Origin of the sequence: Xanthomonas sp. NCPPB 1754 (assembly GCF_041475725.2) — a bacterium.
Lineage (GTDB): Bacteria > Pseudomonadota > Gammaproteobacteria > Xanthomonadales > Xanthomonadaceae > Xanthomonas > Xanthomonas euvesicatoria.
The window spans coordinates 4365594-4389143 of sequence record NZ_CM192982.1; the positions used below are offsets into that span (position 1 = coordinate 4365594).

The following is a 23550-nucleotide window of genomic DNA, read 5'->3' on the forward strand; positions in this document are numbered from 1 at the left end:
TGCTATGGCACGCTATCTTGGAAAAGAAACAACCCGCGTCGATGGAATCGCCAAAGTTACGGGAAAGGCCAAGTACACCGCTGAGTTCCAGATCCCACACATTGCCTATGGCTTCATCGTACTGAGTACGATAGCCAAAGGACTGATCACCGCAATCAATACTAGTGAGGCCGAACAGGCCCCAGGCGTGGTGCGCGTCTTCACCCATCTAAACGCGGGCCGTTTGGGCAAAACACCGGTAAACGGCGCTCCGCCGCAATGGTCCTGGCCGCTGCAATCGGATCGGGTGTTTTTCAGCGGGCAGCCGATCGCACTGGTGGTCGCTGAGACCTACGAACAGGCCCGGTATGCCGCACGGCTGGTCAAGCCAAGCTATCAGGCCGAGTCGCACGTCACCGATCTAGAGACGGTATTGGACAAGGCGCAGCCTGCACCACAGAACACTCCTGCCCGCGGCGATCCGTCGAGGGCACTGCAATCAGCAGAAATCAAGGTTGAGGCGGAATATCACATCCCGATCAACCACCATAATCCGATCGAGCCGCACGCAGCTATCGCTTTCTGGGAAGGCGACCAGCTCACCATTTTCGACAAGACCCAGAACGTCTACGGCATCCAGAAGCACCTCGCCGAGGGCCTGGGCGTTTCGGCCGAGAAGATTCGCGTGGTGTCGCCCTTCGTCGGTGGCGCGTTCGGCTCGTCCCTTAAGCCGAACTACTACCCATCGTTGACCGCCATGGCCGCTCGCGAACTCAAACGCCCAGTCAAGGTGGTCTTTACACGTGCGCAGATGTTCACGGGGCACGGTTATCGGCCGCAGACGATTCAGAAGGTCACTTTGGGCGCGGACCGCAGTGGAAAGCTGCAAGCCATCATCCAGGAAGCGTTCCACAACACCTCGTCTTTCGAGGCATTTTCGGACAACACCACCGGCTTTCTCAAGCAAGTCTATGCATGCCCGAACCTGGACATGCCGTTGAAGGTGGCGGCCACTGACTTGTCCACGCCAACCTGGATGCGAGCGCCCGGCGCGGTCAGCGGCATGTTCGCGCTGGAGAGCGCAATGGACGAACTCGCCTATGCACTGAAGATCGACCCGCTGCAACTACGTTTGATCAATTACGCAGAGGTCGACCCGGTCAGTGGCAAGCCTTTCTCCAGCAAGGCCTTGCGCGAGTGCTACCGCCTGGGCGCTGAGAAGTTCGGCTGGAAAAGCCGCAACCCCGAGCCGCGATCAATGCGCGACGGCAAGCTGCTGGTCGGTTGGGGCATGGCATCGAGCATCTGGGGCGCCATGCAGATGCCCGCGAGCGCGCGTGTAACTTTCCGCGCCGATGGTACCGCCAGCGTGGAGAGCGCGACCAGTGACATCGGCCCCGGCACATACACCGTGATGACCATGATTGCCGCTGAGTTTTTGGGCCTACGGCTGGACCAGGTGAAATTCGAGTTGGGCGATACGCTCCAGCCACAAGCGCCCGCGCAGGGCGGATCGTGGACGACATCCAGCGTTGGTTCGGCAGTACGCGGTGCGGCGTTGACCATCACGGCGAAGCTCTTGGAGTTGGCGAACCGGAATGCTGACTCTCCCCTTCTGGGTCTCACTGCTGAGGACGTGGAGATGCTCGATGGTCGCCTGCGTGCCAAGAACGATCTGCCACGCGCTGCCGATATTGCCGAGGTCATGCGGCGCACCGACACGACTGAGATTACCGAGGTTTACAACTCCATACCGTCGCCAGAACGCGAGAAGTACGCCTCGCTTGCCCATGGCGCACAGTTTGTCGAGGTCAAGATCGACCCTGACTTGGGCACCATTCGGGTGACGCGGGTGATCGAGATCACTGCCTGCGGCAAGATCCTCAATCCTCTGGCCTCACACAGTCAGGAGATCGGCGGCGTGGTGTGGGGGATTGGCATGGCGCTGGAAGAGGCGACAGAAGTCGATCATCGATCGGGGCGATTCATGAACGCGAACCTGCAGCACTACCACGTGCCCGTTAATGCCGACATCCAATCCATCGAGACCATCTTCGTCGAAGAGGATGACACCATCGTCAACCCGCTGGGAGTCAAGGGTATGGGCGAACTGGGCATGGTCGGCATCCCGGCGGCTATCGCCAATGCGGTGTACCACGCCACCGGCAAGCGCATCCGCAACCTCCCGATCACTCCGGAAAAACTCCTGTAACTCCACCCCACACGGCGATGCATCTCATGGCAAACAAGAATCCCAAAGGCTCTACATCGAAGCCGCGTCGTTCGTGGCCTGGAAGGCTCGTGGCGCTATTTCTGCTTGCGTTCGGTCTGGCGCTTGCCGGCGGCGGCATGGTACTGGCCGCCAGCGGAGGCTCGCTCTACTACCTGATAACCGGTGTGGCGTACATCCTTAGCAGCGTCCTGATATGGAGGGGTAATGCGCAAGGCATCTGGATCTACGCCGCGATGCTGATATGGACCGTAGCTTGGAGCCTTTGGGAAGTGGGCTTTAGTGGCTGGCAACTCGCACCGCGGCTCATTGCCCCCTTCGCTTTGGCCGTTTTGTTGCTGCTGCCATCAATCAGGCGCTTGCCGGCAAGCAAGACAGCGCCTTGGCGAAACCACGGTTGGGGAACCTTCGCAACCGGGTTGATCGTGGCGGTAGTACTTGGCGGATTTGCCCACACCTTTGACGACGCTCCTGAAATGCCGGTGCTGCGCCGCGGAATGCAGCCGCACGCGCCAGTAGCGCTGCCGCATCCGTTGGCGACCATCGAACGCGATGACTGGCAGGCCTATGGTAACAACCAGGGCGGCACGCGCTTCAGTCCACTCGACCAAATCAACACTTCCAACGTCTCTGGCCTGACCAAAGTCTGGGAGGCCGAGATGACGGCGACTGTGTCCGGCGAGATGAACGCGTTGGAGGTAACTCCAATCATGATCGGAGACACGCTTTACAGCTGCGACGGCAACAATGGTGTTCACGCGTTTGATGCCGAAACCGGCGAGGTTCGCTGGCGACAGAATGTCTCCAACGGCGAGCAATCTTCCGGAAAACCTTGCCGAGGTGTGGCGTATTACAAGGTTCCAAACGCGAGTGGTCTTTGTGCCGAGCGAATTTACGCGCCAAGCCATAACCCCACGTTGACCGCACTCGATGCAAAAAGCGGACAGCTTTGCCCAGGTTTTGGCACCAATGGCTTAGTCAATTTGCAGGCCGGTATCGCGCCCTATCCACGCGGGCACTTCTACGTAAGCTCGGCACCGCAAGTGATCCGTGGCAAGCTCGTGGTCGGTGGGGGCGTCCCGGACGGCCAGTATTGGGGCGGACCTTCCGGAGTCATCCGCGCCTTCGATGCCGTAACAGGCGAATTGGCCTGGGCGTACGATGCGGGTTCGCCAGAGCGGATCGGTGCGCCGCCGCAAGGCGAGTTTTATACGCCATCCTCGCCCAACAGTTGGGCGCCAATTAGCGCGGACGAAGCGCTTGGCCTGGTTTACCTGCCGATGGGCGGTGCAACGCCCGATGCATTCGGCGGACTACGGCGGCCGTTCGACGACAGTATTGGCAGTGCAGTCATTGCGCTGGATGCAGACACCGGCCGATTGCGCTGGCGCTTTCAGACGACACACCACGACATCTGGGACTACGATGTTCCCTCTCAACCGACGCTGGCGGATGTGCCGACGCCGCGGGGTGTGCGGCCCGCTTTGATTCAACCCACTAAGCGTGGCGAGATCTTCGTACTAGACCGAGAAACCGGAAAGCCGATCAAGACAGTGCAGGAGCTGCCAGTGCCGCAAGGCGGCATCGCTCAGGGTGAGCACTTGTCCCCGACCCAGCCTGAGTCCAGCGAATTACCGGCTTTCCGCGAACCCAATTTGCGCGAGAAGGACATGTGGGGCGTGACGCCACTCGACCAGTTGTACTGCCGCATCGAGTTCAAGCGTTCGCGCTACGAAGGAATGTTTACACCGGTCACTCTCAACAAGAACATCGTGATTGCGCCTGGCTCAATGGGAGGGGTCAATTGGAATAGCGTGTCGCTGGACCTCGACCGCGGCATCATGATCGTGAACTGGACCCAGGTGCCCGACCGGCTGAAGCTCATCACACGTGAGGAGGCAACACGCCGCAAGATTCAGATCGCCTCAGGCATAGATGGTGGTGGACAGACTGGCCAGCCGATGCTTGGTACTCCGTATGGCGCTGACCGTACGCAGTTCCTATCACCGCTAGGCTCGCCTTGCACAGCGCCGCCGTGGGGGCTAATTGCCGGCGTCGACCTGGTTAGCGGCAAACTGCTCTGGTCCAAGCCCCTGGGCACAGGTCGTGATATCGGCCCTCTGAAGCTAGGCATCCGCACCTTGCTGCCAATCACGATTGGCACGCCGACTGCAGGCGGCGCGGTGACGACCCGCGGCGGCCTGGTATTCATTGGTGGCGCGGCAGAGCACACCTTCCGCGCATTGGACGCTGCAACCGGTCGCGAGCTGTGGAGCAACCGCTTAGAAACAAGCGCCAACGCAACACCGATGACCTACCGCAGCCCGCACAGCGGCCGGCAGTACGTGGTGGTCGCCCAAGGCGGGCGGCCAAGCTACGGCACAAAACCGGGCAACAAGCTCGTCGCTTTCGCCCTGCCGTCCTCGAGCAAATAACTGAGTTTCACAATGTCATGGATCAATGCCAGTCTTTCGGGTCAGTTCCTCATCGGCGGCGAACTATCCGTTCATCGCCTCGGCTTCGGCGCCATGCGCCTGACCGGCCCAGGTATCTGGGGCGAGCCACAGGACCGCGACGAAGCCGTTCGTGTGTTGCGGCGTGTTCCCGAGTTGGGGATTAATTTCATCGATACGGCTGACAGCTACGGACCGTTTGTCAGCGAGGACCTTATCGCCGAAGTCTTGGCGCCGTATCCAGGCATGAGCATTGCTACCAAGGGTGGCTTGGTGCGGCCAGGCCAGACAGAGGGCCAGTGGCCGCAGCTCGGAGACCGTGCTTATCTCGGCCAAGCGTTGCGCATGAGCCTACGCCGTCTAAAAGTCGAACGCCTCGACCTGTGGCAGATGCATCGCATCGATCCGAAGCTACCGGCCGTCGAGCAATTCGAGACGATTCGTTCGTTCATCGATCAGGGCCTTATCCGTTTCGCCGGCCTCAGCCAAGTGTCGGTCGCTGAGATCGAGGCAGCAAGAAAGATCTTCCCCGTAGCAACGGTGCAGAACCGCTACAACCTGGTCGACCGCGCCGACGAGGACGTACTGAAATACTGCGAGGCTAATGGCATAGGCTTCATTCCATGGTTCCCATTGGCGGCCGGCGAATTGGCAAAGCCTGGCAAGATCGTCGACGTACTTGCCAAGGCGAAAGGAGCGACACCAAGCCAGATTGCCTTGGCGTGGTTACTCAAGCGTAGCCCGGTGATGCTGCCGATCCCGGACACCAGCCGCGTCTCGCATCTAGAAGAAAATGTAGCTGCCTGCGTCATCACCTTGTCTGATGAGGAATATAACCAGCTCGACCTGGAGTCTCAAACTCTATAAAAACAGCTATCGAATTTGCACACATTCAAACCGCATCTGCAATGCGGCAAGTTCGACCTTCACTCTCTTGCGTTCACTGGTACTGATCGTGCTACCCGGCCTTCCATGTGATCACCCAGCTACTTGATGATCACATGACAGAAAAAAATTAGTTTCCAATAGTTAATATTGCACAGACAAATAAATTACTGGGCGCATGCTAATTAATTATTTAACCGAGCGAATTATTAAGCACTCCACGTCGTTCTAACTACTGACAGATATGCTGTCAAATAGCGGAAATTTTTTCAGCCCTGCAACTTATATCGCAAAAAATGAGTAACACCGCAACATGTCCAGTCTTCTTAATTATCGCATCGGATAAATTTATGCCACCCTTACAAAGCTGGTCATACGAGTACACAGATGCCGACCTGAAAATAGGTGGATGGATGTCAGTCCCTTCTGGCAAGCCGATTCTCCATTTTCTCCACGGGACAGGATTTTGTAGCCGCGCCTACACTCAGCTTCTGCAAAACCTATTAGCCGATTTCGATCTTTTTATGAGCGATATTTCAGGTCATGGGGTAAGCACGCACGGAAAACGATACCTTGGCTGGGATGGAAACGCAGAGGTTGCACTCCTAGCGTTTCAGGCACATCGGCATCTTTTCGCAGACGTCCCCGCTTTTGGCGTTGGGCATAGCTATGGAGGCGCACTCACTGCCTTGATGGCGCATAACCGCTCGCACCCCTTCAGGGCATGCGTTCTTCTTGATCCCATGATCGCCACGCCACTAGCAATCTCGGCTTTCTCAGTAGTTAAACTGCTAGGACTTGCAAAAAGGACGCCATTGGCCCGAGCGGCACTCAGGAGGCAGACTCGTTGGGAGAGCTTGGCTACTGCACGTAATTACTTCCAAATCCGCGGTCCATATCGTCATTGGCACCCTGAAGCATTGACTGACTTTCTGCACCACGCTTTTTGCAAAACCGCGACCGGTGAGGTTGAAATGCGCCTATCGCGAGAACGAGAAACAGAAATGTACTGCTCGGCTCCAGACGACCTCTGGGCAACACTCCGTGCACTGCAGACTCCAACCCGTATCATCTGTGCCAAGAATGGAATATCCATTATTCCGCCAGCCGCTCATCGCGCATCGCGCGTCAACCCACTAATCTCAACTGAAATATTAGAAGGAAGGCATTGCTTCCCCCTGGAAAAACCAACAGATACTGCCACCAAATTGCGTGAAACTCTTCGGGAATTGCAAGAGCTCAATACAGGTCAACCGCCCGATCAAACAAAAATGACTGATTTTGTATGACTGTGCATAACAGTCCTGCGTGAGAGCAGACTTACAGGTGCTGTATCGCTGCTCAGCTTAGACAACTCAACATTGCCTCGACCTATCAACAAATTGGAGCTCGGCTCAAACTTTCGGTATCCACAGATAAGTTGCGCTTTCCTTGATGAAAGATGAATACCTGTTAAACTTTATCAGCAAGCATTTCGACAAAACCCATTTCAAATTCAATGATCTTTCGTATATGTGTGACGAGCCCGCCAACACGGCCTGGAGTGTGTGCTGAGGACATGCTCTTCGAACGCCGCTGAGACCGAAATGACGTGAGAGAATTGGTCTCAGCGGACGCCCGCAGGCACTGCGAACGCAAAACCATCATTGGGATCCGCCACTGGCACGATTCTTGCTTTTTTAATTATCCAAACACACAGGCACATCCTGGTTATGTTTAATTGCAACAAACGATTAACTTTTTTTCACTGCACTCGTGTCAGGGCTGCAGCGCTCGCAGCACTTTCATTGCTCGCTACTACGCAGGGCCAAGCGGCTCAACCAGCGTCACTTCACTCAGCAACCGCTAACCGAGGTTGGGCGGTGATGGCCGATGACGATGTGAACTTTTCTCTTCAATGGTTCAAGGACCAATCCATACTCGCTGTGTATCCCGACCCGACCGCGTTTGCTGCGATGCTAGCGAAAGCGCGTCGCCAGGCGGATGACGACCTACAACACGTTACTAGTTTTGAGGGCTACCGTCAGACACTGTCGCACTTCTTCTCGACCTTTAATGACGCTCATGCATACGTTTACATGCAGCTAGCTCCGGCGAGCTACCAATGGCCCGGCTTTCTTGCTGTGTATCAAGGCAGGCGCTTCTTAGTTGCTGGCACTGATGGCACCGTAGCCAACGGCTTGGAAGTCACCGAATGCGACGGCATACCCATGAGCGAGTGGTCTGAGCGCATTGCTCCTTACGAAAATATAATTCCCGGCCTGCAGTCCACGCGAGCGGCTACGGCGTTGTTGATTTTCCGCGATGCGGGGAGCCCCTTTTTGAAGCGACCAACCCAATGCGTTATCGGCGGGCGAACTATCGATCTGCAATGGAAAGATATCTCTCGGATGCAGTTAGGCAAGGTCAGATCAAAATTGCAGCCTGAGCTCAGCGCTGATGTAAGCGTCACATCCTTTGGCAGCAACGGTGCTTGGATCCGTCTAGGCAACTTCAGCCCAGACAGCCGACAGCAATCGGATCAATTTGAAGCACTCTACAAGTCGGCTGCGGAATTACGCGAAAAGTCAGTTCTCATACTCGATGTGCGCGGCAACGGGGGCGGTCCGTATGGATGGTTCATGGGCGTGCTGCGTTCTCTGTACGGTAATGACTATGCAGATTACTACGCACGCGAAAGACTGAAGATCTCCGCTGTGTACCGACTTGCTGATGATGTAGCAAGTTCTACATCGCCACAGGAGAGTGGTCCAGATCCTTCTGCGCCGGCAGCTGCACCGCTTGATGGTACTCCCTTTGACGCGGACGACAGTCTCGCTGATGCAGCCATCGCACGTGGAGACAAGGTTCTGCACGCACCGATCAATGCCTACAAGGTCCCGATGCCGAAACGAAGGCCAGTTAATCCTGTCAAAGCACGCGTGTTCGTGTTGACAGACTACGAGTGCAAGAGCGCCTGTATCGGCTTTGTCGACGAGCTGAAGCGGTTCCCTGGCGTGATACAGGTAGGCGTTGAGACGGGTGTCGATTCGCGCACTGGGTCTCCAAAGGATGCGTTACTACCCAGTGGAAATGGCGGAATTGGAGTTCCTTACATGACACGCGACAATCGTCCGCGCAACGACAATGAGCCGCAGAAGCCAGCGATCGAGTTCGATGGAAACATCAACGACACTGCGGCAGTGAAATCATGGCTCACACAGATTGTTCAGGAAAAAAGATACCAACAGTGATGCAGCAGGGGCCCGACTGGGTCGGGCCCCTGCCTGCTACGTAATGAGCCATGTTCGGCGCGGCTCGTAGCGATGGCGTAGCGGAACACTTGGCCGGGTATGTGCACAGGCCCGATGAATAGTGTCGATGACGCACGGCTGCTCAAGCTTCCACAGGGTAGCGAGCAAGACTGGTGCGCTCACATCGGTACTGGGCATATCGGCAACGGACGCTGGATCTTTCTCGATCAGTCGGCGACTGCGCTTGACCGAACCGGGACTTAGGCCTTTCTTCGCACACTTATCAGCAGCTTTAGCCCAGTGGCGCCGAACGTGGTGTTCACGCGCTCGGCCTAAACGGTTCGCTCGACACGCGCGACAAGGGCCGCTTTAGTCAGAAGCCCAAATATGCCTAGGCGGTAAGTTAGCGTGCCTACTGCTGCCTTTACCAGGATCGCAATTTTGCTGGAATCATAGCCGCCGCCCTGATTGACTTGGAGCACACCGACCTGAATCCAGACGAAGACGGCAACCACTTCCCGTCATCGGCAGCGGTGGCGCCGCGGTAGACATTGAGATACAGACAGTCTTCGTCCCTCTAGCCTGCGCGAAAAACGCCAAGATCGGCATTCTGGACACAACTGCTGGCCTATGCATTCGCCTTGATGGGAGTTGTTCATGGCTGGACGGCTTGCGGAGATTGCCAACGCAAAGGACAAGCTGGATGCCTGGAAGATGGAATCCCGACCATGACTTCACACCGAGATTGACCATGCGGGTCACGGGGCCTAATGCCGTCTCGACGGCAAATAGCTGTCACGCCTGGCCACGAAAGGTAGTAGCCTTACCTTTCACAAGCATTACGACAAACAGGAAGCTACGCAGATAATGCGTGTTATCCATGACGTTTGTTTCAATCAGTGGCGCGGCGCAGGTAGGGATAAAAAATTCAAATGCGTTGGAATTATGCCAGAAGCGCGCAGTGATTCGATCGCGACTGGCATGGGTACACGGCAGTAAGTTACTTGAAAATATATATTCTAAATGCAGATGGATTCTTTGCATTGCCTCCCATTTAACTGATAAATATTAGCCAGCATTACATAAAAGGCCTAATTAGCCTGGCTTATAAATCGCCACCTAAAACCTGGGGTACCCTCGCTCTCAGCTTTTGCGCTACCAATCAGAACTGTGGTCCACAATGCAATTGACTCATTCGCTTTTTTTAAGGAGACACCTTTGATGGGTCAGGAACAACGGATCGATTCTCTCACTGGTATCCGAGGAATGGCTGCACTTTTAGTGGTCTATGCACACTTGGCAGAAGAACACTTTTTTTCCATAAGCCAACTACATCCTGGCGAGATTGGAGTAATGGTCTTCTTTACCTTGAGTGGCTTCTTGATGGCATTCCTCTATGGCGAAAGGCCTTTGACTACACCGACGTTGCTCGCTACGGGATTTCTCGCTTTTCTCGCATTGCTCCAGCGTATCTCACGGTCGTTATAGCGTCGTACCTGATTTACAACATGATGGACTCGCATTTCGTCTATGCAATTGATCATCAAAATTTAATCCGCCACTTACTCTTCTCTGGCAACGTCTCAGCGCTGTGGAGTATTCCTCCCGAAGTTCAGTTCTATGTTCTTTTCCTTGGCATTTGGCTGGCACTCTGGTCTTTGAAGAGCCGTGGCAATGCTGCGATCTTGGTGGTTGCGCTGGCGGTCGTCTTCGCATTGATTTCACAACGAGCCGCTTTGCCCGGGACCTTTGTCGGCTCCAAGATCCATTATTTTTTCACCGGCGTTGTCTTCGGCCTGTTGCGCATCAAGGTAGTTGCGTCCGTTGGCCTTAAATCTTTGGGCTATCTCCAAGCATGCGCACTGCTGTTGATCGGCCTGATTGTTGCGGATAGCGTTCATATGGACCTTGGATCCAAGCGCGAACTGTACTTAAATCTTGTCCCAGCACTTTTCGCAGGAGTATTTATCTTCCTGTTCTCATTCGACACCGGCTTAAGCAAGCGCATATTTGGAAATCGCCTGATCTCCATGTGCGGCGAATGTAGCTTCTCCATGTATCTGATTAACATCCCGGTGATCTATGTGGCGGTCATGCTACTGGGGAAGGACGTTCGTCCTGCTCCCGTGCTGGCAGTGCCCGTCACAGCGGTCATTCTAGTGGCAGCTTGGGCAATGTATCGGCTGGTCGAGATGCCGGGTAATACGCTTTTGCGCACGCTTGGTACAAGGCTGCTGCTTGGTAAGCAATCTATCCAGACTCCGACCGTAGTGGCGACGCCACAGGCAGAGGACGCGCAGAGTGCTAGCTCTGCTAGCACCCGTGTATGACGCGCGCCGTAGTGCACAAGGGCCTCATGGCAGTCCAATCTCCGTGCAGGCCTCCGCCCCCTTGACTACCCTCACTGCACCAAGTCTAAGCTCGCCGTCAGTCCTGCAGCTTCAGCCGACGGCGCCACCCATACATCGAACACACCCAGCTCCACGGTCGCTTTCAATACCTGACCGATGAACAACAGGTCCGCACGCCACAACGTAAGCTCCACCGACGTGCTGCCGCCAGCTGGCACCGCGAGCTTGCGGAAATCCTTCAGCTCCCGCACCGGCCGGGTGACACTGGCGCTGCGGTCGCGCACATACAGTTACATCACTTCGTCCGCACCGCACCTGCCGTAGTTGTAGATGCATGCATTGACGCGCAAGCTGCCATTGGCAGGCAGGCATGCCGTGGCTGGCGCATCGAAGCGATGCCTCAGGCTGGTCAGCAGGTTCATATTGCTTTCGTTGGCCTGGTCCAGATGCGGCAACTTGGTGTTCGCCAACGTCGGGGCTATGCGCGGCGTAAGCCCAGGCTCGCCGGCCAGGCAGTTGAATACGCGGCCTGGTGTCGCGCCATCTGTGCCGGCGCGAAGTGCACATGTCTGCGGTCAGATCTGCGCTTCGCGTCCGCACGGTAATGATGTCCAGTGCACCGTTGAATTCGACCTCATCGACGGTGAAGATGTCCTTGCGACTAATCTCAGCTTGCCAGACGGTGTGTCCGTAAACCTTCTAAATAATCAGCCCATGCCTGCATCATCTTTCGTCGCTCAGTGAGATGAGCCGTGCGGTTGTAAGCTCTCCCCAATGGATCACGCACTGCATGCGCGAGTTGGTGCTCGATATAGTCTGGGCGGAACCCCAGAACTTCATCCAGCACGGTGCGCGCCATTGCACGAAATCCGTGACCTACGATAGTTTCGCCATCGAAACCCAAATTGCGGAGCGCAGCATTGACCGTGTTCTCACTCATGGGGCGATCGGCGCTACGTACGCCGGGAAACACGTAGTCGCTGCGCTTGGTTAGTGGCCACAGTTCCCCAAGCACGGCCACTACTTGTGCGGACAAAGGAACGATATGCGCGGTCTTGGTCTTGCTGGTGACGTAGCGCCACTCACCGGCTTCCAAGTCGATATCCGTCCACTTGGCCTGCCGCAGTTCGCCAGGGCGTACAAAAAGCATGGGAGCGAGCTTGAGGGCCGCGCAGGTCACAGGCGAGCCCTGGTAGGCCCACAGCGCGCGCAGAAGCTCGCCAATTCGCGCAGGCTCGGTCAGGCTTGCGAAGTGCTTGGTTTGCGGCTGTTCCAATGCACCCACAAGGTCTTCAGCAGGATTTCGCTGAGCCCTGCCCGTCGCAATTGCGTACCGGAAAACTCGTCCTGCATGAGACCGTGCCCGGTGGGCAGTCTCCACCACGCCCCTCTGCTCCAACTTCCTTAGAGCAGCCAGAAGGATGGGGGCACTGACATCAGTGATAGGCATGTCAGCAATAAAAGCCAAATCCTTTTCGATCAAACGGCGCTCTCGCTTTACCGAACCTGGACCCAGCCCCTCCCTAGCTCGCTTAGCCAACAGCTCAAGCGCAATGGTTCCGAATGTAGTGTTTACGCGCTCGGCTTGGACGGCTCGCTCAACCCGAGCGACGCCGGCTGGGTTGGCTCCGCCCTTTAGCAGCATGCGTAGCTTGTCGCGCTCTGCACGGGCCTGCATCAGTGAAAGCGCCGGGTACTCGTCGATGGTCACAATGCTTGGCTTGCCTGCATAACGGTAGCGATACCGCCAAACTTTTGCACCAGTGGTACGCACCTCAATGCACAAGCCATTTGAGTCAGCTACCCGAAAGGCAGCATCCCTAGGTTTAAGCGCGCGAAGTTTTGTATCTGTAAGCATGTGAGTCAGGCAGCTGTGAGTCAGGCCGGCAAGATGCGGCAGGTGACTCACAGCCTGACTCACTTCACACATGGATGCAACTGGATGCAGCTGGACCTCGCAAGACCAATTATTGGTGGTTTTCAGCGGGTTTTACGCACTTTCCGGACTACATCGGACGTTCTTGAACTGAAATTTGGTGGGCCCACCAGGATTCGAACCTGGAACCAAAGGATTATGAGTCCTCTGCTCTAACCGTTGAGCTATAGGCCCGTGTGTCTGGCGGCGAGATGGCGAGCATGTCGGGCCGTGCCGCGGACGCGAAAGTTTACCTGTGTGGACGTTGCCGTGTCTGCTATGCGCCCTCTGCCTGCAGCAATACAGCGCTCACTGCCGCGAGATCCCGTGTCGGCTGCCTACAACGAAAAGCCCAGCGGCGGCTGGGCTTTGGCATCAGATTTCTAGCGTGATGCACGCGATCGCGTCATCTAGACGCACCCAGCAAACCTACCAATCCCGAATCACCAATCCCAAATCCCCGCCCCTTACGCATCAGCCGTCTCAAACTGCCCATCAATCAGCTGCCGACCCGCGCGGAAGCCGTGCGCAATGGCCTCCTGGTACGTCGCATATGCCAGCCCATTGCAACCGATACGCGGCTGGCGCTTGCCGCCGAGCGCGTACACGTCCACCCAGAGCGTCCACTTGGCATCAGGGGAAGCCTGCTCGGCGCGTACGCGGATCTCGTGTTCGCGGTACGTGGTGGTTTCAAAGCGGCTTTGCCTGCTCATAAAGCAATCTCGTCTCCATTCGTCGGCCAACTTAGAAGTCGCGGTCAGAACGCCACGTGAGGTTTGCAGAAACATCGGTTTAATGTTGCGTGGCCGTGTAGCTTCGTCGGCGGTACGTGAAACATCGCGGCGCTACCTCACTGACGCATGCCTTGCATGCGACCAACCGCTACCCGCTACCAAGCATAGCCAACTGCCTGCGCCATAACGCAACAGCCCCGCATGAGCGGGGCTGCTGTGTGATCACTGCACGGTTACGACCGCGGCATCAGTCGATATCCAGAAACGAGCGCAGCTGTTCCGAACGGCTAGGGTGACGCAGCTTGCGCAACGCCTTGGCCTCTATCTGACGAATCCGCTCACGGGTGACGTCGAACTGCTTACCGACCTCTTCCAGCGTGTGATCGGTGTTCATGTCGATACCGAAGCGCATGCGCAGCACCTTCGCCTCGCGCGGGGTGAGGCCGGCCAACACGTCACGCACCGTCTCGGAGAGATTGATGTTGGTGGTGTTGTCGATCGGGGACTCCACATTGGTGTCCTCGATGAAGTCGCCCAGATGCGAATCCTCGTCGTCGCCGATCGGGGTTTCCATCGAGATCGGCTCTTTGGCGATTTTCATCACCTTGCGGATCTTGTCCTCGGGCATGTCCATTTCCTTGGCCAGCTCCTCCGGCGTGGCCTCGCGACCGAACTGCTGGAGCATCTGACGGGAAATGCGGTTCAACTTGTTGATCGTTTCGATCATGTGCACCGGGATACGGATGGTGCGCGCCTGATCGGCGATCGAACGGGTGATGGCCTGACGGATCCACCACGTGGCATACGTCGAGAACTTGTAACCGCGACGGTATTCGAACTTGTCCACGGCCTTCATCAGGCCGATGTTGCCTTCCTGGATCAGGTCCAGGAACTGCAGGCCGCGGTTGGTGTACTTCTTGGCGATGGAGATCACCAGACGCAGGTTGGCCTCGACCATTTCCTTCTTGGCCTTGCGCGCCTTGGCTTCGCCATAGGCCATCGCACGGCTGATTTCCTTGATCTCGCCCAGGGTCAGGTAGTTGGCCTTTTCCATCTCGATCGAGCCCTGCTGCTCGGAGATGATCTGGTCCTTGACGTCGCGCAGCGCCGACGACCACTTCTGCTTGCGCTTGAGTGCGTCTTCCACCCATTCCAGGTTGGTCTGGTTGCCTTCCCAGGAGCGGATGAAGTCCTTGCGCGGCATGCGTGCCACGGTGGTGGCCAGGTGCAGCACCTTGCGCTCGTGATCCTTGATGCCATTGACCACGCCACGCAGCTGGGTGACCAGCGCGTCGGTCAGCGGCAGCGGCAGCTTGAGCGTGGTGAAGATGGCGGCCATGTCTTCGCGGGCCTTGACCACCAGCTTGTGCTCGGCGCCGTTCTTGGCATAGGCCTTCTTGAACTTGGCGTATTCGTTGGCCAGGTTCTCCATGCGCGTGGCCACTTCCACCGGATCCGGACCGGTCGGGCCGGCCTCTTCTTCGGCGGCCTCGTCATCGCCGTCTTCGTCGTCGTCTTCGTCGACCGCTTCATCGTCGGACACGGCGACCGGGCCGGCCGCGGCGAGCGCAGCAGCAGCTGCATCGGCTTCTTCGATCAGGTCGTTGAAGCCAACCACGATCTCGGCCAGACGCTTCTTGCCTTCCTTGTGCGCTTCGTAATCGGCCAGCAGCATTTCGGTCGACAGCGGGAACACGCCCAATGCGGCCTGGACCTGGCTGAGGCCTTCTTCGATGCGCTTGGCGATGGCGATTTCGCCTTCGCGGGTTAGCAGCTCGACCGTGCCCATTTCGCGCATGTACATACGCACCGGGTCGGTGGTGCGGCCACCTTCGGTGTCCAGCGCGGTCAGCGCGGCGGCAGCTTCTTCGGCGGCGGTGTCGTCAACCTCGCGGTTGCCGGTGTTGCCATCGTTGAGCAACAGGGTTTCGGCATCGGGTGCAACTTCATGGACATCGATGCCCATGCCGTTGATCATGCTGATGATGTCTTCGATCTGCTCCGGGTCGACGAGGTCGTCGGGCAGATGGTCATTGACTTCGGCGTAGGTCAGATAGCCCTGTTCCAGGCCCTTGCTGATCAGTAGCTTGATGTCGGATTGCTGGGCAGGACGTTCGTTGGCCATGAGTGCTCGCGCCACCGGCTTTGAGATTGGAAAGAGAACCTAGCATTATACCAGCGTGAAGCCCGGTCTGCCGGATTCAAGACGGGACCGCTGGTGGACGTGGTGTATCTAAGGTCTAAGAAGGAAGGTCACCGGGCCATCGTTGACCAGGTCGACAACCATATGGGCACCGAAACGCCCGGTTTCCACCCCACCGCGATGTTTTTCGCGGCAGATCGCCACCAATCGATTGAACGCCGGTTCAGCCTCCAGTGGCGGCGCGGCGGTGCTGAAGCCTGGGCGGTTGCCGGAACTGGTGTCCGCAGCCAGGGTGAACTGGCTGACCAGCAGCAGGCCGCCGCCGGTATCGGTGAGTGAGCGGTTCATCTTGCCGGCGTCGTCGCCGAATACCCGGTAGCTCAGCAGCCGCTCGGCCAGGCGCCGGATCTGCGCGTCGCTGTCGCCGGGCTCCACGCCGATCAGCGCCAGCAGCCCGGGGCCGATCTGCCCGACGATCTGGTCATCGACCGTGACGGTGGCGCGGGTGACGCGCTGGATCAGTGCAAGCATGGGCATTCTCGGGCGGCAAACTGTGCCGCGCAGCATGCCCAGCGCTGCCGGCACTGTCACGCGCGGGCCTTCGTGGTCTGCGCTGTTTAGAATTGCGCCGATGACACCTGATGTTCGCGCTCGCCTGTTGTATGCCGCCGCCGCCACCGTGGGCCGCTTGCCGTGGCCGTTGCTCAAGCGCGTGGCCGACACGCTGGCCTGGAGCTGGCGCAAGCTCAATGCACGCGAATCACGCGTGGCGCGCCGCAATCTGGAGCTGGCGTATCCGGAACTGAGCGCCGAGCAGCGCGCGCGCTTGCATGCGCAGATCCTGCAATCGACCGCGCGGCAAACGCTGGAAGTGCTGCGCACCTGGACCCGCCCGCCGGCGGAGAACCTGGCACGCCTGCAGCGCAACGGCCAGGAACTCTACGACGCCGCGCTGGCCTCCGGGCGCGGGGTCATCGTGGCGGCGCCGCATTTCGGCAACTGGGAATTGCTCAACCAGTGGCTGTCCGAACGCGGGCCGATCGCGATTGTCTACCGGCCGCCGGAGTCCGAGGCGGTGGATGGCTTCCTGCAGTTGGCACGTGGTGGCGACAACGTGCGCCAGGTGCGCGCCGAAGGCCCGGCGGTGCGGCAGTTGTTCAAGGTGCTCAAGGACGGCGGCGCGGTCGGCATCCTGCCCGACCAGCAACCGAAGATGGGCGATGGCGTGTTCGCGCCGTTCTTCGGCATTCCGGCCTTGACCATGACCTTGGTCAACCGGCTGGCCGAGCGGACCGGGGCGATCGTGTTGTACGGCTGGTGCGAGCGTGCCGGCGACGATCTGCAGTTCGCGCTGCATGTGCAACCGGCCGACCCGGCAGTGGCCGATGCGGACCCGGTGCGTGCGGCCAGCGCGCTCAACGCCGGCATCGAACAGATCGCCCGGCGCGACCCGGCGCAATATCAGTGGACCTACAAGCGCTACACCTTGCGTCCGCCGGGCAGCGGCGAGGCCAACCCGTATGCGACCGAGCGGCATCCGCACTAGCGACCGAGCTCAGTCGTCGTGCGGATCGGCAGGTGTGTCCAGGATGCGTTGGTAGAACGCCAGGTCCAGCCAGCGCCCGAACTTGAAACCGGCTTCGCGCACGGTGCCGGCGTGGGTGAAACCGAACTGTTCGTGCAACGCGATGCTGGCCTGGTTGCTGGCATCGATGCCGCCCACCAGCACGTGCACGCCGCGCGCTTGCGCCGCTGCGATCAGGGCCTGCAGCAGCAGACGTCCCAGGCCCTTGCCGCGATGGTCGCGATGCACGTAGATCGAATGCTCGACGCTGTACTTGAAGGCGGGCCAGGCGCGAAAGGTGCCGTAGCTGGCAAAACCCATCAGGGTGCCGTCGTCGTGCTCCACGCCGATCACCGGAAAGCCGCCCGCCTGCTTGGTGGCGAACCAGCCGACCATGCTCTCCGGTGGCCGGGGACGGTAGTCGTACAGCGCAGTGGAATTGGCGATGGCTTCGTTGAAGATGTCCAGGATGGCGCTGGCGTGGCGCGCGTGGCTGCAATCGACAATGTGCATGAGGCCCGACGAACATGGAGGTGGCCCGATTAGAAAGCATTGCCGCACCCTGAACAACGCGGGCCGCAGGGCAACCAAGCGGCGCAGGCCCGCCCACTCAATCGGCAGCGGCTGGATGCAGCGTTCTACCCGGTTGTGGCGACTGCCTGTTGCCAGGCGCGCGACAATGGGCAGATGCGATCAGGCAGTGACCGCGGCGGCGTCCGCCTTGAAGCGGCCGTGGCAATCCCCATTTGGAGTCGTGCATGAGCAGCCCCCTCCCCTCCCCCAGCGCACAGGCCTTCGGCGATCCGGCGGCCATTCGCTGTGAGCGCGCCGCCTCCGAACTGCGCGCCGGGCGCCCGGTCCTGCTGACGGCGGCGGATGGGCAGGCGCGTGCGGTGCTGGCGCTGGATAGCAGCACGGCGCAGTCGTATGCGGCTTTCGCCCGCGCCGCGCGGGGCCGCCACTATCTCTTCGTGACGCCCACCCGCGCTCAGGTGCTGGGGCTGAGTGCGCCGCAGGGCGCGCGCGTGGGCTTGCTCGATCACAGCTACGACCAGCTCGCCGCGCTGGCCTACCTGCGCGACACCCCGGTGCCCGCGCAGTGGACGGCCGGCGATGCGCTGGATGCCGGCGGCGTGGAGATCGCGCGGCTTGGCCTGCTGCTGCCGGCGCTGCTGGCGGTGGAGCTGCGCGATGTGCACGACCATGCCGCGTTCGCCGGCTGCCAGTCGCTGGCGCTGGACGATCTGAGCCGCGGCTGTGCCACCTCCTCGGCTGCCGGCTACGAGTTGGTGACCCGCACTCCGGTGCCGCTGCGCGGCCTGGGCATGAGCGAGTTCGTGGTGTTTCGCGGCGGAGTGGCGCAACGTGATCAGGTGGCGATCGTGGTCGGCCAGCCTGACCTGGGCACTGCCGTGCCCGTGCGCGTGCATTCGTCGTGCCTCACCGGCGACCTGTTCGGCTCGCTCAAATGCGATTGCGGCGACCAGCTGCGGCACGGCCTGGCCAAGCTGAAGGACCTCGGTGGCGGCGTACTGCTGTATCTGGACCAGGAAGGTCGCGGCACCGGCATCGCCGCCAAGATGCGCGCCTACGGCTATCAGCATGCAGGCCTGGACACCATCGATGCCGACGCGCAATTGGGCTTTGGTCCGGACGAGCGCCGCTATGGCAGTGCGGTGGCGATGCTGCGCGGGCTGGGCATCAGCCGGATCCGGCTGCTGACCAATAACCCGGCCAAGGCCGAGCGCCTGCGCGCGGCCGGCATCGTGGTCGAAGACCGCATCGCGATCACCGGCGACATCACCGCCGAAAACGAGCAGTACCTGCGCACCAAGGCCGCACGCGCCGGCCACGCGCTAGATGTGGATGCGTTGATCCTGGCCGCGCAATAACGCGCCCGGCGCCGGGTGCGCCTGCACTGGGCAGCCGGCTATGCTTGCGCACCGCTTCTGCAGGCCAGCCACGTGCACGACGCTCCACCGCCGCACCCCGACGTCATGGTCCAGCCCGCTCCGGCACAAACCCCAGCCGTGACGCACGGCCAGTGGCAGTCGCTGCCGCGGCGCGGTGCGTATGTGGCGGCGATCAATGGCGCACTCGGCGGCGGATGTGCAGGCCTGATCGCAGCCGGCGTCACGATTGTCTGGCTGCACGCCTGGCGTTACTGGCCGATGGCGCTGGGCGTGACCGCGGTCATTGCCCTGCTCGGCGCATGGCTGGCGGTCAAACGGCATCGGCTGACACATTGGAAACTCGATCAGCACGGCCTGGCGCTACAGCGCGGCCATCTATGGCAAAGCGATACGCGCGTTCCGATTTCGCGCGTGCAGCATGTGGACCTGCGCCGCGGGCCGATCGAACGCGCGACCGGCCTGACCACGTTGGTGGTGCACACCGCCGGCAGCCGGCTCAACGCGGTGGCGTTGTCGGGGCTGGATCAACACGATGCCGAGCGCCTGCGCGACCGCCTGGCCCGGCAGCTCGATCACGACGACGACGCGCTATGAGCGCCGTTGCACATCCCGGCAACGACGAGCAGCGCCTGCATCCGTTGTCGTGGGTGTTCGTGTTGCTGCAGCAGATCCGTCAGTTCCTGATTCCGCTGGCTGCACTGATCCTGTTCGGCAGCCGCGACGGCAATCGCGATGTTGCCGACCAGATCGCCACCGGGGTAGTGATTGCGGTGCTGGTGGCGATTTCGGTGCTGCGCTACTTCACCTACCGCTACCGGATCGGCAGCGATAGCGTGGCCATTCGCAGTGGCCTGCTGGAACGCAGCCGGCGCGATATTCCGTTTGCGCGCATCCACAACGTGGTGGTGCATCAATCGCTGCTGCACCGTCTGGCCGGCGTGGCCGAGGTGCGGCTGGAATCGGCCGGTGGGCACAAGCCGGAAGCGGAAATGCGCGTGCTGCGGCTGGATCAGGCGCTTGCGCTGGAAGATCTGATACGGCGCCGTGCAACCGAGGCAGGCGTGCCGGCGCCGCAGATCGAGGAAGACAGCGGCAGCCTGCTGCGCCTGCCGATGGCCGAGGTCATCCGGCTGGGCCTGATCTCCAATCGCGGCATGGTGGTGGTGGCGGCCGGCTTTGGCGTGATCTACCAGATGATTCCACGCCGTACGGTGTCCAACTTCGTCGAGCATAACGGCGAGCTGGCCTATCGCTACGTCAGCCAGATCCATCCCGGCGTTGCGGTCACCGCAACGCTGGCGATCCTCGCCACGCTCGCCCTGTTGCTGGCGATGCGCGCGCTGTCGGTCGCCCTGGCGGTAACCCAGTACCACGGCTTCCATCTGAGCGAATCCGAGCGCCGCCTCACCGTGGAGCGCGGGCTGCTGACGCGCATCCGCAGCAGCGTGGCCTTGCGGCGGATCCAGTCGTGGACGTTGTACGAGGGCCTGCTGCATCGCCTGTTCGGCCGTCGCCAGTTGCGGGTGGACACCGCAGTGGCCGGCACTGGCGACACCCACGGCAGCGCGTTGAAGGAACTCGCGCCCATTGCCGACCCGCAGCAGTGCGACGCCTTGCTGCAACGCCTGCTGACTGGTATCGCCTGGCCGCCGACGCAGTGGCAGACGATCGCCACGCATTGCTGGTGGCGATTGAGTCTGCCTGCCGCGCTGATGCTGCTGCCGCTGACGGCGGGCCTGGCGTGGCAGCTCGGCAGCCAGGCCTTGTGGTTGCTGGTGTGGCTGCCGTGGAGCGCGTTCAAGGCGCAGCGCCAGGTGCAGCGCATGGCCTATGCGGTGGATGCGCGTTACGTTGCGGTGCGCGGCGGCTGGTGGAAGCGCTGGTGGCGGCTGGCCGAGCTGGACAAGTTGCAGGCGCTGCAACTGCAGCGCTCGCCGCTGGATCGCCTATCCGGCACCGCCACGCTATGGCTGGATACAGCAGGCGCCAGTGCCACCGGCCCGGCATTGCGGCTGCGCTTTGTGCCGCTTGCCCAGGCGCAGGCGCTGCAGGCGCAACTCGGTGCCGCGCTGGCACGGCGCAAGCTGCGCTGGTGATCAGCGTTAGCGCTCAGTAGTTGCACTGATCAACATCCGCGATCAGCCTTGTGCTGCTCGTCAGTCGCAATCCGGGTCAGTGGTCTGATCAATGACAAGGACGTAAGTTCGGCAAAACGTCGCCGATCATCACCACCCGCTCGTTGCCGCTGATCGCGCTCAGCGCTGCGCCGGCCCCCAGTAGCCCAACTCGCGACGGATCTGCAACCCGCGCCACACTGCACCCAGCGGTTTGCGACGCAGCCCGCCGAGCTTGCCGGCAATGAAGTCTTCAGTGGCGGCAATCACCCGCTCGGAAGAATGCCCGTCGCGATACGGGTGAATCGCATCGGCATAACTGGCAAGCGCGCTACGCAAAGCCGCATCCGGCGCCAGCGCGCGCGCCAGCTGCTGCGGCAAGTGCTCTGCCTGCCGGAAGTCGAGCATGTGCGGCTGCGGCACACGGTTGCGAAAGGTCACCACCGGTTTGTGCTGCACCACGAACTCGGACACGATCGACGAGGTATCGGAAACCAGCACATCGGCCGCACGTTGCGCGGCCATGACCTCTTCGGGTTCGATGAAGCGTGCGTTGGCGCCTGCCAGTGCGCGATAGCGATCGAACAATTCCTGCGCGCACTTCGGGTGCAAGGTCAGCAACCAGTAATGCGCGCCGCGCGCGATGTCGGCGGCGATCTCGTCGTAGAGTGCGGGCGCCGCGCTCAGGCGCTCGGTAAAGGTGGAACCGAACAGGATCACCGGGCGGCCGGCGGCCGGTGCACGCAAGGCCGCGCTGCGGCCGCCATCGTCGCGAAAGACCGGGTCGAGCTTGGGCCAGCCGGTTTCCACCACGGCAAAATGGCCCTCGCGCTGCGCCAGCGCGCGGAACGGCGCGGTGGTGGCGGGGCCTTGCGTGCAGTACAGATCGAACAGGCCACGCACCCGGAAATGGCCGCGGTTGTCCTCGCGCTTTTGCACATTGAAACCGTGAAACAGCTGCACTTTCGCGCCCGACACAAACGGTGGCACCCAGTTGGCGGCACTGAATACCGCACGCGGGCGCAGCGCCAGCGCCTCGCGCAGGCCAACCTCACGCACGCCCGGCAGCGCCAGCCCGCGCGCGCCACTTTCGAACCAGGCCGACACCACGTGCCCGCAGCCCTGTAACGCCTGCGCCAATGGCGCCAGAATAGGCAACGCGTAACGCTCCGTTGCGAACAGCAGGTAATCGGCCATCACATGTCCTCTTCGACCGCACCCGACGAACGGCCGCGCATCAGCGCCTGCATTATCGCGTTCAACGAGGCCGATCGCCTACGCGACTGTCTGGCCTCGCTGGCGTTCTGCGACGAGATCGTGGTGGTGGACTCCGGCTCCACCGATGCCACCACCGCCATCGCCAGCGCACACGGCGCGCGCGTGCTGCAACGCACCTTCGATGGCTACCGCAGCCAGAAGGCATTCTGCGTTGCGCAGGCCAGCCACGACTGGGTGTTGTGCCTGGACGCCGACGAACGCGTCAGCGATGCCCTGCGCGCGGCGATCATCGCTGCGCGCGACGCCGGTTTCGCCACGGCGGCCGGCTACCGCTTCGCACGCCTGTCCGACTACTTCGGTCGCTTCCTGCGCCACGGCAATGCGTATCCGGACCGGGTGCTGCGCTTGTTCGATCGCCGTCGCGGCGGCTGGCGCGGCAAGCGCGAGATCCACGAGGCGGCCAGCGTGGATGGCCCCGTGGAGACCTTGGCGGGCGATCTGATCCATTACCCGTACCGCTCGCTGATGCAGCAGCTGGCCAAGACCCAGCGCTACGCGCAGATGATGGCCGAGCACGAACATGCACGCGGCAAACGCGCCACCTGGAGCAAGCTGGTGCTGGCGCCGGCCTGGCGCTTCTGGCGCGGCTACCTGTTGCGCGGCGGCTTTCGCGATGGCTGGCATGGGCTGATCTACGCCTATGTGCGCGCCAACTACGTCCGCCAGAAAACCATCATGTTGTGGCTGCTGCAAAACGATCAGCCGGTGCAGGACCCGCCATGGGCGCCGGATCGGCGCAGCGAATAAGAACCGGTAAA

General features: G+C 60.4%; 19 protein-coding genes, 1 tRNA gene and 1 pseudogene. 12 read left to right on the forward strand and 9 right to left on the reverse strand.

Annotated elements, in window-relative coordinates:
* Positions 1 to 4: 4 nt before the first annotated feature.
* The 7 genes from ACCQ15_RS18800 (at position 5) to ACCQ15_RS18830 (ending at position 11110) form a co-directional block, all read left to right on the forward strand.
* Positions 5 to 2191 carry a xanthine dehydrogenase family protein molybdopterin-binding subunit gene (locus ACCQ15_RS18800; protein ID WP_372380928.1) on the forward strand — a complete coding sequence of 729 codons (2187 nt, stop codon included), beginning with the start codon at positions 5 to 7 and terminating at the stop codon, positions 2189 to 2191.
* An 89-nt stretch (positions 2192 to 2280) separates the two neighbouring features.
* Positions 2281 to 4644: a membrane-bound PQQ-dependent dehydrogenase, glucose/quinate/shikimate family gene (locus ACCQ15_RS18805; RefSeq protein WP_372380929.1), complete on the forward strand. Its 2364-nt coding sequence runs from the start codon at positions 2281 to 2283 to the stop codon at positions 4642 to 4644.
* A gap of 12 nt (positions 4645 to 4656) precedes the next feature.
* On the forward strand, positions 4657 to 5529 hold the full coding sequence (locus tag ACCQ15_RS18810; RefSeq protein ID WP_372380930.1) for an aldo/keto reductase: 873 nt from the start codon (positions 4657 to 4659) through the stop codon (positions 5527 to 5529).
* Positions 5530 to 5843: 314 nt separating this feature from the next.
* A complete protein-coding gene (locus ACCQ15_RS18815) occupies positions 5844 to 6836 on the forward strand; it encodes an alpha/beta fold hydrolase (protein ID WP_372380931.1) in 993 nt (330 codons plus the stop codon).
* A gap of 576 nt (positions 6837 to 7412) precedes the next feature.
* The gene (locus ACCQ15_RS18820) at positions 7413 to 8780 is read left to right on the forward strand and encodes a S41 family peptidase (protein WP_372380932.1); all 1368 of its coding nucleotides are present in this window, start codon (positions 7413 to 7415) and stop codon (positions 8778 to 8780) included.
* Between the two features lie 1266 nt (positions 8781 to 10046).
* Positions 10047 to 10268 (forward strand): hypothetical protein, encoded by a 222-nt coding sequence (locus ACCQ15_RS18825; protein ID WP_506187866.1) that lies wholly within the window; start codon positions 10047 to 10049, stop codon positions 10266 to 10268.
* A complete protein-coding gene (locus tag ACCQ15_RS18830; protein ID WP_372381585.1) occupies positions 10238 to 11110 on the forward strand; it encodes an acyltransferase family protein in 873 nt (290 codons plus the stop codon). The genes ACCQ15_RS18825 and ACCQ15_RS18830 overlap by 31 nt, the downstream gene beginning before the upstream one ends.
* A 71-nt stretch (positions 11111 to 11181) precedes the next feature.
* On the opposite strand, the gene ACCQ15_RS18835 is transcribed toward ACCQ15_RS18830, so the two are convergent.
* From ACCQ15_RS18835 to dtd, 7 genes and pseudogenes are all read right to left on the reverse strand, one after another.
* Positions 11182 to 11415, reverse strand: a complete 234-nt coding sequence (locus ACCQ15_RS18835; protein ID WP_372380934.1) for a fibronectin type III-like domain-contianing protein — start codon at positions 11413 to 11415, stop codon at positions 11182 to 11184.
* A gap of 90 nt (positions 11416 to 11505) precedes the next feature.
* Positions 11506 to 11782: pseudogene (locus ACCQ15_RS18840) on the reverse strand (phage late control D family protein); the annotation flags it as partial.
* Positions 11783 to 11798: 16 nt separating this feature from the next.
* Positions 11799 to 12989: a tyrosine-type recombinase/integrase gene (locus ACCQ15_RS18845; protein WP_372381586.1), complete on the reverse strand. Its 1191-nt coding sequence runs from the start codon at positions 12987 to 12989 to the stop codon at positions 11799 to 11801.
* A gap of 176 nt (positions 12990 to 13165) precedes the next feature.
* Positions 13166 to 13241, reverse strand: a tRNA-Ile gene (locus tag ACCQ15_RS18850).
* 272 nt (positions 13242 to 13513) lie between these two features.
* Entirely contained in the window at positions 13514 to 13834 is a 321-nt protein-coding gene (locus ACCQ15_RS18855) for a hypothetical protein (protein WP_011348769.1), read from the reverse strand.
* Between the two features lie 193 nt (positions 13835 to 14027).
* Positions 14028 to 15905, reverse strand: a complete 1878-nt coding sequence (rpoD, locus tag ACCQ15_RS18860) for an RNA polymerase sigma factor RpoD (RefSeq protein ID WP_008572798.1) — start codon at positions 15903 to 15905, stop codon at positions 14028 to 14030.
* A gap of 108 nt (positions 15906 to 16013) precedes the next feature.
* Complete coding sequence (gene dtd, locus ACCQ15_RS18865) at positions 16014 to 16454, reverse strand: D-aminoacyl-tRNA deacylase (RefSeq protein ID WP_014091209.1); 441 nt, start codon at positions 16452 to 16454, stop codon at positions 16014 to 16016.
* Between dtd and ACCQ15_RS18870 the strand changes: the two genes are divergently transcribed.
* Positions 16453 to 17469 carry a lauroyl acyltransferase gene (locus ACCQ15_RS18870; RefSeq protein WP_372380937.1) on the forward strand — a complete coding sequence of 339 codons (1017 nt, stop codon included), beginning with the start codon at positions 16453 to 16455 and terminating at the stop codon, positions 17467 to 17469. The genes dtd and ACCQ15_RS18870 overlap by 2 nt on opposite strands.
* A gap of 9 nt (positions 17470 to 17478) precedes the next feature.
* Here the strand turns inward: ACCQ15_RS18870 and ACCQ15_RS18875 are convergent, their stop codons facing one another.
* Complete coding sequence (locus tag ACCQ15_RS18875; RefSeq protein WP_011348772.1) at positions 17479 to 18000, reverse strand: GNAT family N-acetyltransferase; 522 nt, start codon at positions 17998 to 18000, stop codon at positions 17479 to 17481.
* 245 nt (positions 18001 to 18245) lie between these two features.
* Here ACCQ15_RS18875 and ribA point away from each other — a divergent pair, with 245 nt between their 5' ends.
* The 3 genes from ribA to ACCQ15_RS18890 all read left to right on the forward strand — a co-directional run bounded on the left by ribA (position 18246) and on the right by ACCQ15_RS18890 (position 21496).
* Entirely contained in the window at positions 18246 to 19379 is a 1134-nt protein-coding gene (gene ribA / locus ACCQ15_RS18880) for a GTP cyclohydrolase II RibA (RefSeq protein WP_008572805.1), read from the forward strand.
* A gap of 138 nt (positions 19380 to 19517) precedes the next feature.
* Positions 19518 to 19994, forward strand: a complete 477-nt coding sequence (locus ACCQ15_RS18885) for a PH domain-containing protein (RefSeq protein ID WP_011348774.1) — start codon at positions 19518 to 19520, stop codon at positions 19992 to 19994.
* Positions 19991 to 21496: a PH domain-containing protein gene (locus ACCQ15_RS18890; RefSeq protein ID WP_122272264.1), complete on the forward strand. Its 1506-nt coding sequence runs from the start codon at positions 19991 to 19993 to the stop codon at positions 21494 to 21496. The genes ACCQ15_RS18885 and ACCQ15_RS18890 overlap by 4 nt, the downstream gene beginning before the upstream one ends.
* 159 nt (positions 21497 to 21655) lie before the next feature.
* On the opposite strand, the gene ACCQ15_RS18895 is transcribed toward ACCQ15_RS18890, so the two are convergent.
* The gene (locus ACCQ15_RS18895) at positions 21656 to 22714 is read right to left on the reverse strand and encodes a CDP-glycerol glycerophosphotransferase family protein (RefSeq protein ID WP_074038444.1); all 1059 of its coding nucleotides are present in this window, start codon (positions 22712 to 22714) and stop codon (positions 21656 to 21658) included.
* Here ACCQ15_RS18895 and ACCQ15_RS18900 point away from each other — a divergent pair, their 5' ends adjacent.
* Positions 22715 to 23539, forward strand: a complete 825-nt coding sequence (locus ACCQ15_RS18900) for a glycosyltransferase family 2 protein (RefSeq protein WP_372380938.1) — start codon at positions 22715 to 22717, stop codon at positions 23537 to 23539.
* The last annotated feature ends 11 nt before the right edge of the window (positions 23540 to 23550 follow it).

Excerpts from the sequence above, each read along its gene's own strand:
- ACCQ15_RS18800 (WP_372380928.1), top strand. The coding sequence starts at position 5 with ATGGCACGCTATCTTGGAAAAGAAACAACCCGCGTCGATGGAATCGCC.
- ACCQ15_RS18810 (WP_372380930.1), top strand. The coding sequence starts at position 4,657 with ATGTCATGGATCAATGCCAGTCTTTCGGGTCAGTTCCTCATCGGCGGC.
- ACCQ15_RS18815 (WP_372380931.1), top strand. The coding sequence starts at position 5,844 with ATGAGTAACACCGCAACATGTCCAGTCTTCTTAATTATCGCATCGGAT.
- ACCQ15_RS18820 (WP_372380932.1), top strand. The coding sequence starts at position 7,413 with ATGGCCGATGACGATGTGAACTTTTCTCTTCAATGGTTCAAGGACCAA.
- ACCQ15_RS18825 (WP_506187866.1), top strand. The coding sequence starts at position 10,047 with ATGGCTGCACTTTTAGTGGTCTATGCACACTTGGCAGAAGAACACTTT.
- ACCQ15_RS18845 (WP_372381586.1), bottom strand. The coding sequence starts at position 12,989 with ATGCTTACAGATACAAAACTTCGCGCGCTTAAACCTAGGGATGCTGCC.
- ACCQ15_RS18855 (WP_011348769.1), bottom strand. The coding sequence starts at position 13,834 with ATGTTTCTGCAAACCTCACGTGGCGTTCTGACCGCGACTTCTAAGTTG.
- rpoD (WP_008572798.1), bottom strand. The coding sequence starts at position 15,905 with ATGGCCAACGAACGTCCTGCCCAGCAATCCGACATCAAGCTACTGATC.
- ACCQ15_RS18870 (WP_372380937.1), top strand. The coding sequence starts at position 16,453 with ATGGGCATTCTCGGGCGGCAAACTGTGCCGCGCAGCATGCCCAGCGCT.
- dtd (WP_014091209.1), bottom strand. The coding sequence starts at position 16,454 with ATGCTTGCACTGATCCAGCGCGTCACCCGCGCCACCGTCACGGTCGAT.
- ACCQ15_RS18875 (WP_011348772.1), bottom strand. The coding sequence starts at position 18,000 with ATGCACATTGTCGATTGCAGCCACGCGCGCCACGCCAGCGCCATCCTG.
- ribA (WP_008572805.1), top strand. The coding sequence starts at position 18,246 with ATGAGCAGCCCCCTCCCCTCCCCCAGCGCACAGGCCTTCGGCGATCCG.
- ACCQ15_RS18890 (WP_122272264.1), top strand. The coding sequence starts at position 19,991 with ATGAGCGCCGTTGCACATCCCGGCAACGACGAGCAGCGCCTGCATCCG.
- ACCQ15_RS18900 (WP_372380938.1), top strand. The coding sequence starts at position 22,715 with ATGTCCTCTTCGACCGCACCCGACGAACGGCCGCGCATCAGCGCCTGC.